Annotated in this window: 8 protein-coding genes; 6 read left to right on the forward strand and 2 right to left on the reverse strand. The window is 71.6% G+C overall.

Translation table 11 applies throughout. From position 1 onward, the window contains the following. Nucleotides 1–3 precede the first annotated feature (3 nt). Genes ASD10_RS07005 through ASD10_RS07015 form a run of 3 tightly spaced genes read left to right on the forward strand, consistent with a single transcriptional unit; the run spans nt 4 to nt 2,874 of the window. Complete coding sequence (locus ASD10_RS07005; RefSeq protein WP_056606613.1) at nt 4–1,305, forward strand: thymidine phosphorylase; 1,302 nt, start codon at nt 4–6, stop codon at nt 1,303–1,305. A 9-nt stretch (nt 1,306–1,314) separates the two neighbouring features. Continuing rightward, complete coding sequence (locus tag ASD10_RS07010) at nt 1,315–1,770, forward strand: MaoC family dehydratase (protein WP_056606615.1); 456 nt, start codon at nt 1,315–1,317, stop codon at nt 1,768–1,770. An 18-nt stretch (nt 1,771–1,788) separates the two neighbouring features. Further along, nucleotides 1,789–2,874 carry an adenosine deaminase gene (locus ASD10_RS07015; protein WP_056606619.1) on the forward strand — a complete coding sequence of 362 codons (1,086 nt, stop codon included), beginning with the start codon at nt 1,789–1,791 and terminating at the stop codon, nt 2,872–2,874. A gap of 115 nt (nt 2,875–2,989) precedes the next feature. On the opposite strand, the gene lon is transcribed toward ASD10_RS07015, so the two are convergent. Then, a complete protein-coding gene (lon, locus tag ASD10_RS07020) occupies nt 2,990–5,320 on the reverse strand; it encodes an endopeptidase La (RefSeq protein WP_056606622.1) in 2,331 nt (776 codons plus the stop codon). A gap of 92 nt (nt 5,321–5,412) precedes the next feature. Then, nucleotides 5,413–5,991, reverse strand: a complete 579-nt coding sequence (locus ASD10_RS07025) for a uridine kinase (protein WP_157432483.1) — start codon at nt 5,989–5,991, stop codon at nt 5,413–5,415. Between the two features lie 55 nt (nt 5,992–6,046). On the opposite strand from ASD10_RS07025, the gene deoC reads away from it, so the two are divergent. The 3 genes from deoC (at nt 6,047) to ASD10_RS07040 (ending at nt 13,195) form a co-directional block, all read left to right on the forward strand. Beyond that, nucleotides 6,047–6,766, forward strand: coding sequence for a deoxyribose-phosphate aldolase (gene deoC, locus ASD10_RS07030; RefSeq protein WP_056606625.1), 720 nt, complete (start codon nt 6,047–6,049; stop codon nt 6,764–6,766). Between the two features lie 161 nt (nt 6,767–6,927). Beyond that, a complete protein-coding gene (locus ASD10_RS07035) occupies nt 6,928–9,720 on the forward strand; it encodes a 5'-nucleotidase C-terminal domain-containing protein (RefSeq protein ID WP_056606629.1) in 2,793 nt (930 codons plus the stop codon). A gap of 103 nt (nt 9,721–9,823) precedes the next feature. Beyond that, entirely contained in the window at nt 9,824–13,195 is a 3,372-nt protein-coding gene (locus tag ASD10_RS07040; RefSeq protein WP_056606632.1) for an ExeM/NucH family extracellular endonuclease, read from the forward strand. Nucleotides 13,196–13,267 lie beyond the last annotated feature (72 nt).

The raw sequence follows: 13,267 nt of genomic DNA on the forward strand, positions 1-13,267 counted from the left end.
CCCATGACGACAGGTCCCACCCGCACCGAAGCCTTCGACGCCGTCGAGGTCATCGCCGCCAAGCGCGACCGCCACGAGCTGACCGACCCGCAGATCGACTGGGTCGTCGACGCCTACACCCGCGGGGTCGTGGCCGACGAGCAGATGGCCGCGCTCGCGATGGCGATCCTGCTGAACGGGATGGACCGCCGCGAGATCAGCCGCTGGACGCACGCCATGATCGACAGCGGCGAGCGGATGGACTTCTCGTCGCTGTCGTGGCCGACGTCCGACAAGCACTCGACCGGGGGAGTGGGCGACAAGATCACGCTGCCGCTGGCCCCCCTCGTCGCGGCGTGCGGCGTGGCCGTGCCGCAGCTGTCCGGACGCGGCCTCGGCCACACGGGGGGCACCCTCGACAAGCTCGAGGCCATCCCCGGCTGGCGAGCGGCGCTGACGAACGACGAGATGATGGCGCAGCTCGAGGACGTCGGCGCCGTGATCTGCGCCGCCGGCGCCGGTCTGGCCCCGGCCGACAAGAAGCTCTACGCGCTGCGCGACGTCACCGGCACGGTCGAGGCGATCCCGCTGATCGCCAGCTCGATCATGAGCAAGAAGATCGCCGAGGGCACCGGGTCGCTGGTGCTCGACGTCAAGGCCGGCTCGGGTGCGTTCATGAAGGACCTCGACCAGGCGCGCGAGCTCGCCGAGACCATGGTGGCGCTCGGCACCGACGCCGGCGTGCGCACCGTCGCGCTGCTGACCGACATGTCGACCCCGCTCGGCCTGACCGCCGGCAACGCGTGCGAGGTCGCCGAGTCGGTCGAGGTGCTGGCAGGCGGCGGACCCGCCGACGTCGTCGAGCTCACCGTCGCGCTGGCGCGCGAGATGCTGACGGCGGCCGGCCGCGACGACAAGGATCCCGCCGACGTCCTGGCGTCCGGCGCCGCGATGGACGTCTGGAAGCGGATGATCTCGGCCCAGGGCGGCGACCCGGACGCCGCGCTGCCGACGGCCAAGGAGACGCACGTCGTGACGGCCCCGGCGTCGGGCACGCTCGACCGGCTCGACGCGCTCAGCGTCGGCGTCGCGGCGTGGCGACTCGGTGCGGGCCGCTCACGTCCCGGCGAGCAGGTGCAGGCCGCCGCGGGCGTCGTGATGCACGCCAAGCCGGGCGACGCCGTGACGGCCGGGCAGCCCCTGCTGACGCTGCACACCGACACGCCCGAGCGCTTCGACCGCGCGATCGCGGCGCTGGAGGGTGGCTACGACATCGGCGCCGCGGGTGGGTCGACCACGAGTGTCGTCATCGACCGGATTGGGTAGGTTCACCCGATGCGCATGTTCAACAACCGCACCGAGATCGCCGCGGCCGCCGGCGACGAGCTGGGCGTCAGCGAGTGGGTCGGCATCACGCAGGACCGCATCGACATGTTCGCCGACGCGACGGGCGACCGTCAGTGGATCCACGTCGACGCCGAGCGGGCCGCCGACGGACCCTTCGGCGCCACGATCGCCCACGGCTACCTGACGCTGTCGCTGATCCCGTTCCTGGGCGCGCAGGTGTTCGCCTTCGCCGGCGACATGGCCCGGGTCAACTACGGGCTCAACAAGGTCCGCTTCGTCGCGCCCGTCACGGTGGGCTCCAAGCTGCGCAGCCGCGTCGCGATGCTCGACGTCACCGACATCGAGAAGGGCCAGCAGGTCACGCTGCAGCACACGATCGAGATCCGCGGCGGCGACAAGCCGGCCTGCGTCGCGGAGACCGTCACCCTGCTGATGAACGCGTGACCATGACACGATGAGGGGGTGACTGCCACCCCCGAACAGATCAAGAAGGCCCCCAAGGTCGCCCTGCACGAGCACCTCGACGGAGGCGTCCGCCCCGCCACGATCGTCGAGATCGCCGACGAGATCGGGCACGACCTGCCCGCCGAGGGCGCCGAGGCGCTGGGCGTGTGGTTCGAGGAGGCGTCGAGCTCGGGCTCGCTGGTGCGCTACCTCGAGACGTTCGTGCACACCGTCGCGGTCATGCAGCGCCCCGAGGACCTCGCCCGCGTCGCGCGGGAGTCGGTCGTCGACCTGGCGACCGACGGGTGCGTCTACGCCGAGCTGCGGTGGGCGCCCGAGCAGCACCAGTCGGCCGGGCTCTCGCTGCGCGAGGCCGTCGAGGCCGTGCAGGCCGGCATCGACGCCGGACGCGAGGAGGCCGCAGGCCTCGGCCACCCCATCGTCGTGGGTCAGCTGCTGACGGCGATGCGGCACGCCAAGCGGGGCATGGAGATCGCCGAGATCGCGGTCGAGTACCGCACGCGCGGGGTCGCCGGGTTCGACATCGCCGGCGCCGAGGACGGCTTCCCGCCGATCCTGCACCTCGAGGCCTTCGAGTTCCTGCGGCGCGAGAACGCGCACTTCACGATCCACGCCGGCGAGGCGTTCGGGCTGCCGTCGATCTGGCAGGCGATCCAGCGCTGCGGCGCCGAGCGGCTCGGTCACGGTGTCCGCATCGTCGACGACATCGACTGGGACGCGCCGGGCGGCCCGGTGCTGGGCGACCTGGCCGCGTACATCCGCGACCGTCGCATCCCGCTCGAGATGTGCCCGTCGTCGAACCTGCAGACCGGTGCCGTCGCCGGCATGGAGACGATCGCCGACCACCCGATCGGCCGGCTCAAGGACCTCGGCTTCCGCGTCACGGTCAACTGCGACAACCGGCTCATGAGCGGGACGTCGATGAGTCGCGAGTTCCAGCTGCTGGCCGACGCCTTCGACTACTCGCTCGACGACGTCCGCTGGTTCACGATCAACGCGATGAAGAGCGCCTTCCTGCCGTTCGACCAGCGCCTCGCGCTGATCAACGACGTCATCAAGCCCGGCTACGCGGCCCTCGCCTGACCCCCACCCGCCGACGAGTCACGTGGGCCCGCCGAGGAGTCACTCACGGCCGGCGTGAGTGACTCCTCGTTCGGTCTGGGTGACTCGCGGGCGGGCCTGAGTGACTCGTCGGCGATCAGGCGGCGCGGGTGGCCGGGCTCGCGTCGGCGTCCTCGAGGGCGTGCGCGAGGATGTCGGCGACGTCCGCGACCGGCCGCACGTCGAGCTCGGCCAGCACCTCGTCGGGCACGTCGGCCAGGTCGACCTCGTTGCGCGCCGGGATGAAGACGGTCCTCAGGCCCGCGCGCTGCGCCGCCATGAGCTTCTGCTTGACGCCGCCGATCGGCAGCACCCGCCCGTTGAGCGTCACCTCGCCCGTCATGCCGACGTCGGCCCGCACCTGACGACCCAGCGCCAGCGACGTCAGGGCCGTGACCATCGTGACGCCGGCCGACGGACCGTCCTTCGGCACCGCCCCCGCGGGCACGTGGAGGTGGATCGACCGCTCGAGCGTCGCCGGGTCGATGCCGAGCTGCGCCGCGTGCGACCGGACGTACGTCAGCGCGATCTGCGCCGACTCCTTCATGACGTCGCCGAGCTGGCCCGTGATCGCGAGCGACCGCTCGCCGTCGTAGGCGCTGGCCTCGATGAACAGCACGTCGCCGCCGAGGCCCGTGACCGCGAGCCCCGTCGAGACGCCGGGCACCGCCGTGCGCTCCTCGACCTCCGGGACGAACCGCGGGCGCCCGACGAAGTCGACCAGCGTGTGCTCGTCGACGACCACCGGTCGGGCGACATCGGGGTCGGCGAGCCGGGTCGCGACCTTGCGGAACACCTTCGCCAGCAGCCGCTCCATCTGGCGCACGCCCGCCTCGCGGGTGTGCGAGGCGGCGATGACGCGCAGCGCCTCGTCGGTGACGGTCACCTCGTCGGCGGTCAGGGCCGCCCGCTCGAGCTGGCGCGGTGCGAGGTGCTGCCGTGCGATCTGCACCTTGTCGTCCTCGGTGTAGCCGTCGAGCTGGACGAGCTCCATGCGGTCGAGCAGGGCCTCGGGGATCTGCTCGACGACGTTGGCGGTGGCCAGGAACAGGACGTCGGACAGGTCGAGGTCGAGATCGAGGTAGTGGTCGCGGAACGTGTGGTTCTGCGCCGGGTCGAGCACCTCGAGCAGCGCCGCGGCCGGGTCGCCCCGGTAGTCGGCGCCGACCTTGTCGATCTCGTCGAGCAGCACGACGGGGTTCATCGATCCGGCCTCGGCGATCGCGCGCACCAGGCGTCCGGGCAGGGCCCCGACGTACGTGCGGCGGTGGCCGCGGATCTCGGCCTCGTCGCGGACGCCGCCGAGGGCGACCCGGACGAAGTCGCGTCCGAGGGCCCGCGCGACGCTCTCGCCCAGCGACGTCTTGCCGACGCCGGGAGGGCCGACGAGCGCCATGACGGCACCCGACCCGCGTCCGCCGACGACCTCGAGGCCGCGCTCGCGCCGGCGCGCACGCACCGCGAGGTACTCCACGATCCGGTCCTTGACGTCGTCGAGCCCGTGGTGGTCGGCGTCGAGGACGGCGCGTGCCGCGACGAGGTCGTCGTGGTCCTCGGTGCGGACGCCCCACGGCAGCTCGAGCACGGTGTCGAGCCAGGTGCGGATGTAGCCCGACTCGGGGTTCTGGTCGCTGCCCCGCTCGAGCTTGTCGACCTCGCGCAGCGCGGCCTTGCGGACGTCGTCGGGCAGATCGGCCTGCTCGACCCGTGCGCGGTAGTCGACGGCCCCCTCGGGCTCGCCCTCGCCGAGCTCCTTGCGGATCGCGGCGAGCTGCTGGCGCAGGACGAACTCGCGCTGGCTCTTGTCGATGCTCTCCTGCACCGACTCGGAGATCTTCTCGGTCACGTCGGCCTCGGCGAGGTAGTCGCGCGCCCAGCCGATCAGCGCCGTCAGCCGCTCGCCGACGTCCTCGGTCTCGAGGAGCCGCCGCTTCTGCTCGTTCTCGAGGTACGACGCGTAGCCCGCGGTGTCGGCGAGCTCGCCGGGGTCGCTGAGGCGCTGCACGGAGTCGACGACCTGCCACGCGTTGCGCTTCTGCAGGATCGCGACGAGCAGCCCCTTGTACTCCGCGGCGAGGTCGAGGACCGCCTCGGACGGCTCGGGGTCGTCGATCGGCTCGGCCTCGACCCACAGCGCCGCCCCGGGTCCGGTCACGCCGCCCTGGATGTGGGCGCGCCGACCTGCCCGCAGGACCGCCCCCGGTCCGCCGCCGGGCAGCCGGCCGACCTGCTGGATCGTGGCGATGACGCCGTGGGTCGCGTAGCGGTCCTCGAGGCGCGGGGCCACGAGGAGCCGGTCGTCGTTGCTGGTGCGGGCGGCGTCGACGGCGGCGCGGGCCGCGTCGTCGAGCTCGATCGGGACGACCATCCCGGGGAGGACGACGACGTCCTCCAGGGCCAGGACGGGGAACTGCTGCAGTGCGCTCATGATGGTCTCCTCAGACGTGAGTCTGATGGGCTCAACCTTGCGCGGGGTTGCCGTGTTCCGCCGGAGGGCGGGTGTTCGCTGACGGCGGACGGTCAGCCCGCGAGCAGGGCACGGGCGCGGCGCGGCGACATCGGCGTGCAGCCGTGCGCGACGGCCTCGGCGACGATGCGGGGCTCGTCCTGCATCAGCCGCCAGCCCCGGCGCACGAGCACCCAGGGCGCCTTGCGCCCCTCGCGCAGGTCGCGGAACAGGCGCAGCCCGAACGTCACGACCCGGTGGCGGTGCAGGCAGATCGCCGCGTCGAGCAGGCCGGCCTCGCGGCACGCGTCGACGATGACGGGGGCGAAGAGGCCCTCGGCGATGAAGCGTCCCGACGGGGCGCTCAGCAGCTGCGAGCCGGTGCGCCGGCTCGCCGCGATGTCGTAGACCGGCACCTCGGCGGCGCCCGACGCGCACAGCTCGGCGATCGCGCCGACGGCGGCGACGGCGTCCCACGAGTCGGGGTGGTCCCAGTCGACGATCCCGAGGCTCGACCGCGGCATGCCGGGGGCGTCGACGTCGCGGTAGAAGTCGTCGAGTCGCAGCACCGACCAGCCCAGGCGGGCGGCGAGGTGCGACTTGCCCGAGCCGGACGGCCCGGCGACGATCACGACTCCGGAGGATGCGGCCACCCGTCGAGGATAGTCGTGCTCGCGATCGTCCCCGGTCGGTCCCTAGGATGGCGACATGCCCACGAACGTCACCGCCGCCGAGATCGCCGCGACCATCGACCACGCCATCCTCAAGCCCGAGCTCACGCGCGCCGAGGTCGACGAGCAGCTGGCCCTGGTGGCGCGCTACGGCGTGTTCAGCGCGTGCGTCCGGCCGAGCGACGTGTCGCACGCGTACGAGGTGCTGGCGGGCAGCGGCGTCGCGGTGTGCGCCGTGATCGGTTTCCCGCACGGCACGACCAGCACGCAGGCGAAGGTGGCGGAGGCGGTGCAGGCCCTCGACGACGGTGCCGTCGAGCTCGACATGGTGCTCAACATCGGACGTCTGCGCAGCGGACTGGTCGACGACGTCGAGGCCGACATCCGCGCCGTCGTGCAGGCGGCCGGCGAGCACGTCGTCAAGGTCATCCTCGAGACCGCGTACCTGGGCGACGACGAGATCGTCGCGGGCTGCGAGGCGGCCGAGCGGGCGGGCGCCGCCTTCGTCAAGACCTCGACGGGATTCGCCGGGGGAGGGGCCACGGTCGAGCACCTGACGCTCATGCGGGCCACGGTCGGCGACGCCGTGCAGGTCAAGGCCTCCGGTGGCGTGCGCGGGCTCGACACGCTGCTCGAGATGCGCGACCTCGGGGTCACGCGGTTCGGCACCAGCGCGACCGCCACGATCCTCGACGACGCGGCCGCCCGCGAGACCGGGTCGGCGTCGTCGGGGGCCACCGACGAGAGCTCGTACTGAACTTCACCGTTTTGTCATGTTGCGTCCTCATGACGACCGTTGACTTCTCGGGCTCGCCGAGATGTGCTGTGCTCACGACTTCCTGAGACGTCCTCAGGTGGGCACACCATCGGGGGTGAGCCGCGCAGCCGCTGCCCCTGCCTTCTCGGAGAGGTACCTGCGTGAGACTCAAGTCCCGCCGCCTGCTGACCGTCGCGACCGCGACGCTGCTGAGCGCACCGCTGCTGGCCGTCACACCGGCCAGCGCCGCCGACGACGTCACGATCAACCTGATCGGCATCAACGACTTCCACGGCCGCATCGACGCCAACACCGTGAAGTTCGCGGGCACGGTCGAGCAGCTGAGGGCGGAGGCGCCGAACGGCTCGCTGCTGATCTCGGCCGGTGACAACGTGAGCGCCTCGCTGTTCACGTCGTCGGTGCAGAAGGACATCCCGACGATCGACGTCCTCAACGCGCTCGACCTCGACGCGTCCGCGGCGGGCAACCACGAGTTCGACCAGGGGGCCGACGACCTGACCGGCCGGCTCTCGTCCGCCGCGAACTTCCCGTTCCTGTCGGCCAACACCTTCAAGGCCGACAAGACGCCGCTGCTGAAGAAGTACGAGACGTTCACGGTCAACGGCGTCGACGTCGCCGTCGTGGGGGCCGTCACCGAGGAGACCCCGTCCCTCGTGAGCCCCGCCGGCATCCAGGGCCTGACGTTCGCCGATCCCGTCGACTCGATCAACGACACCGTCGACGAGCTGGAGGCGCTCCCGGCCGCGCAGAAGCCCGACGTCATCGTGGCCTCGATCCACGAGGGCGCGCCCGACGGCGCCAAGACGCTCGAGCAGAACGCCGCCGCCAGCCCCGTGTTCAAGGAGGTCGTCGAGAAGACCGATCCCCGGGTCGACGCGATCTTCATGGGCCACACGCACCAGGCGTACGCGTACGACGCGCCGATCCCCGGCCAGACCGGCACGACCCGCCCGATCCTGCAGACCGGCAACTACGGCACCAACGTCGGCCAGATCAAGCTCACCGTGAACCCCGAGACGGGCGCGGTCGTGAGCTACACCAAGAAGAACCAGGCCCGCACGACCGTCGCCGACGACGCGCTCGTCGCCCAGTACCCGCGGGTCAAGGCCGTCAAGACCGTCGCCGACGCCGCGATCGCGTACGCCGCGACGATCGGCAACCAGAAGGTCGGCTCGCAGACCGGCGACCTGACGCGTGCGTACAACGGCACGACCGAGGACCGCGGGTCGGAGTCCAACCTCAGCAACCTGATCGCCGAGTCGCTGCGGGTCAGCGTCGGCAAGACGCCCGCGGGCGCCGACATCGGCCTGAACAACCCCGGTGGCGTGCGCGCCGACCTGCTCTTCGCGAAGGGCTCCTCGTCGGCCGACGCCGACGGCACGATCCTGTTCGGCGAGGCGCTCGGAGTCCTGACGTTCGCCAACCAGCTCAGCACCGTGACCCTCACCGGAGGGGTGCTGAAGGAGGTGCTGGAGCAGCAGTGGCAGCGCAACGCCGACGGCACCGTCCCGACGCGCGCGTACCTGCAGCTGGGCCTGTCGAAGAACATGTCGTACACGTTCGACGCGAGCCGCGCCGAGGGCGACCGCATCACGTCCGTCACGATCGACGGCAAGCGGGTGACCGCCGACCAGACGATCAAGGTCGCCGTGCCGTCGTTCCTGACGTCGGGCGGCGACAACTTCCGCGCGTTCACGAAGGGCACGGCAGCCGACAGCGGCCTGGTCGACTACACGGGCTTCAACGACTACATCGCCGCGAACAGCCCGATCACGCCGGACTTCTCCCGCCACTCGGTCGAGGTGCGCGGCGTGCAGGCGTCGTACAAGGCCGGCGGCCAGGTCTCGGTGTCGCTGCCGAAGCTCGACCTCACCTCGCTGAACAGCCCGAGGAACACGACCGTCACGGCGTCGGTGACCTCCGGCGGCACCACCACCGCGGTCGGCGACTTCCCGGTCACGGCCGGCGCGGCGACCGTCACGTTCGCCCTGCCCGCCGGTGTGGTCGGCGACGCCACGCTGACGCTGAAGGCCGCACCGACCGGCACGTCCGTCACGATCCCGCTGACGGTCGAGAAGCTGACGACCACGACGACCGCCACGGCTCCGGCCAGGGCCAAGACGGGCACGACGTTCACGGTCGAGGCGACGGTCGACGGCGAGACCGACGCGGTCCCGACCGGCACGGTCTCGGTCAAGGACGGCGACACCGTGCTGGCCACCGGCCCGGTCACGGACGGCCAGGCCTCGGTCGAGGTCAACGCCAGCAGGCTGTCGGCCGACGAGCACGCGCTGACCGTCGCCTACTCGGGCGACGCGACGCACGCGGCGTCGACCGCCGACGCCGGCACGATCGACATCGTCAAGGGTGGCTCGGGCTTCGGCGCGGTCGCGGCCACGGGCACCTACGGCCGCACGAGCCAGGTGTCGGTCACGGCCGACCCCGAGGCGTCCGGACTGGTCTACGTGGCCGACGGTGGACGGACGGTCGGCCTGGGCTTCCTGGTCAAGGGCAAGGGCACCGTCGCGATCGACGGCACGGCCCTGACGCCCGGCACCTACGCCCTCGACGTGTTCTTCAACGGCGACGAGAAGTTCGACCCCACGAGCACGACGGCGTCGATCACGATCGCCAAGGGCAGCACGTCGGTCCGCAAGGCCAAGGTCAGCCCGACCACGATCGTCCGCAACCGCACCAAGCCGTTCGTGACCGTCTCGGTGAGGGGTGACGGATTCACGGTCGACGGTGGCAAGGTCACGCTCCGCCAGGGCGGCAAGAGCTACTCCGGCGCGGTCAGGGACGGCAAGGCCCGCATCCGCCTCGGAAAGTTCACGACGTCGGGCTCGAAGAAGAAGGTCACCGCGACGTACTCCGGCAACGGTGTCGCGAACGGCTCCTCGAGCAGCTTCACGGTCAAGGTCGCCAAGAAGTAGTCGCACCACGTGTCCCCGGGGCGGTCGTCGACCGCCCCGGGGCCCGTCCCGCACGTCCGCACGCCCTTCCGCACGTCCATCTGCACGAGAACCCGGGGAACTCATGAAGAAGTCGAACGTCACGCGATGGGCGGCCGTCGCGGCCGTCTCCGTCGCCTCACTCGTCGCCATCCCGGCGGCACCGGCCACGGCGAACACGGCCGGCACCGACGTCGTGATCAGCGAGGTCTACCTGAACGGTGGATCGGCCGGAGCGAGCTACACCAACAAGTTCGTCGAGCTCTACAACCCGACGGCCGCCGCGATCGACGTCAGCGGGTGGTCGGTCCAGTACAAGTCGAGCGCCGGCACCTCGATCACCGCGGCCAACACCGTCGCCCTCGGCGACCACCACATCGAGCCCGGCAAGACCCTGCTGATCCAGGCGCAGGGCAACGGCACGACCACCACGGCCCTGCCGACCCCCGACGTCGTCAGCACCAGCCTCAACCCGAGCGGCAGCGCGGGCGGCGTGCTCGCGCTGTCGAGGTCGACGGCGGCCCTGACCGCCACGACCCCGGCCGCGATGCTGGCCGACCCGAACCTGGTCGACCTGATCGGCTACGGCACCGGCAACACGTTCGAGAAGACGGCGGAGCCCGCCGGTGGCTACACCGTCACGACGTCGCTGGCGCGCGCGGCGAACGGCGCCGACACCGACGACAACGCCACCGACTTCGCCCCGTCCTCGCCGCCCACGCCCCAGGCGTGCGGCACGGCCTGCGACGGGTCGGGGACCGGTGAGCCGGAGCCGCCGGCCGACCCCGTCGCGGCGACGATCGCCGAGATCCAGGGCACCGGCGCGGCCAGCCCGCTCGCCGGCAAGACGGTCACGACACGTGGCGTCGTGACCGCGGTGTACTCGACCGGCGGGTTCAACGGCGGCTACATCCAGACCGCCGGCACCGGTGGCGCCCTCGACCTCGCGACGCACCAGGCGTCCGACGGGCTCTTCGTGTTCGACGCGGCCTTCGCCGCGGGCGTCCGCACGGGCGACTTCGTCGAGGTCACGGGTGCCGTCTCGGAGTTCAACGGGCTGACCGAGCTGACGACGTCGACCGGAAGGTTCCGGACGCTCACCGAGACCGCGGCACCCGTCGTCCCCGCGTCCGTCGCGTTCCCGCTGTCGGAGACGCAGCGCGAGTCGCTCGAGGGGATGCTGCTGCTGCCGACCGGCGACATGACGGTCACGAACAACTACACGACCAACCAGTACGCCGAGATCGGCCTGGCCGACGGCACCGAGCCGCTGCAGACCCCGACCAACGTCGTCCTGCCGGGCGAGCCCGCCCGCAAGCTGCTGGCCGAGAACAAGCAGCGCCTGGTCAACCTCGACGACGGCTCGTCGGTCAACTACCTGTCGGCGTCCGGGTCGGGCACCCCGATCCCGTGGCTGCGCCCCGGCAACGAGGTGCGGGTCGGCGCGGACGTCACCTTCGTCGACCCGGTGGTCCTCGACTGGCGCAACAGCGTCTGGAAGCTGCAGCCCACGCAGCACCTGACCGCGACGGGCAAGGAGCCCGTGACGTTCAGCTCGACCCGTACGGCCACGCCCGAGCCGGTCGGCGGCGACGTGCGCATCGGCACGTTCAACGTCCTGAACTACTTCCCGACGACGGCTGCCGACTTCGTGGCGGCCGGGCTGGGCACCTGCTCGACGTACAAGGACCGCGAGGGCGAACCCGTCACCGCCGACACCTGCAGCAACAACGGCCCGCGCGGAGCGGCCGACCAGGGAGACCTCGAGCGTCAGCAGACCAAGATCGTCACGGCCATCAACACGCTCGACGCCGACGTCGTCTCGCTCGAGGAGATCGAGAACTCACGGTCGGTCGACCCGTCGGCCAACCGTGACAGGGCCCTGGGCACGCTGGTCGCGGCCCTCAACGCCGACGCGGGCGAGGAGCGCTGGGCCTTCGTGCCCTCGCCGGCCCAGACGCCGGCCAAGGAGGACGTCATCCGGACGGCGTTCATCTACCAGCCGAAGGTCGTCACGACCGTCGGTGCCTCGTCGATCTTGGTCGGCAGCGACGCCTTCAGCAACGCCCGGCCGCCGCTGGCGCAGGCGTTCAGGAAGACCGGTGGGCCCGACACGTCGACGTTCGCGGTCATCGTCAACCACTTCAAGTCCAAGGGCAGCGGCTCGCGGCCCGAGGACGACGACCAGGGTGACGGCCAGGGGGCGTCCAACTACTCGCGCACGCTGCAGGCCGCGGCGCTGGTCGACTTCGCCGACGGCTTCGGCACGGCAGCCGGCACGGACAAGATCTTCCTGACGGGCGACTTCAACGCCTACGACAAGGAGGAGCCGGTGCAGATCATCGAGAAGGCCGGCTACACCAACGTCACAGCCGCCAGGACCGACAAGGAGACGTACCAGTTCGACGGCATGGTGGGCTCGCTCGACCACGTCTTCGCCTCCCCGGCCGCGTACGAGCGGGTCACGGGCGCCGACGTGTGGAACATCAACGCCTACGAGGCGCTGGCTCGCGAGTACAGCCGCTACAACTACAACGCGACGCTGCTGTGGGAGCCGACGCCGTACCGGGCGAGCGACCACGATCCCGAGCTGGTCGGCGTCGACCTCGACACCGACCTCGACGTCACCACCACGACGGCGGACGCCCCGGCGTCCATTCGGTCGGGCAGCGACCTGACCGTCACGGTGGGCGTCGAGGGCGGCGGGACGCCCGGCGGCACCGTGACGGTGACGGAGGGCGCGAAGCAGCTCGGCACCGGCACGCTCGCCGACGGCTCGGCGCAGGTCGTCGTCGCCGCTCTGCCGGTCGGCTCGCACACCCTCGAGGTGGCCTATGGCGGCGACGCGACGCACGCCGGCTCGCGCACGACGATCGAGGTGCAGGTGCTGAAGGCGACGTCCGGGCTCACGGCCTCGGCCGGTCCGGCGACGTACGGGACCAGCTCGACGCTGACCGTGACGGGTGCGCCCGGCGCGACCGGACTCGTGTACGTCGAGGCGGGCGGCGAGGTCGTCGGCCTCGGCACGCTGCTCGGCGGATCCGCGACGGTCAGGCTGTCGAGCACCCTGCCGGTCGGCACGGTCGCACTGAGGGTGTTCTACGCGGGCGACGGATCGTACGACCCGACGTCGACGACCACGAGCGTGACGGTCGCCAAGGCGGCGACGACGACGCGCAAGGTCTCGGTCAGCCCCACGAAGATCGTCCGCCAGCGCACCAAGGCGTTCGTCGAGCTGCGTGTCAGGGCCGACGGCTTCACGGTCGACGGCGGCACCGTCACGGTGCGCGCCAGCGGGAAGACGTCGACCGGGACGGTCCGCGACGGGAAGGTGCGCGTGCGCCTCGGCACGTTCACGACGTCCGGCGCGCGCAAGAAGGTCACCGCGACCTTCTCGGGCAACGGCGTCGCGAAGGGCTCCTCGACGAGCTTCACCGTGAAGGTCCGCAGGAGGTAGTGCCCACGGCATGACGGGAGCCCGGTCGGCCAGGTGCCGACCGGGCTCTCGTCGTCCGTGGTCGGATGGACG

Origin of the sequence: Aeromicrobium sp. Root472D3 (assembly GCF_001426485.1) — a bacterium.
GTDB lineage: Bacteria > Actinomycetota > Actinomycetes > Propionibacteriales > Nocardioidaceae > Aeromicrobium.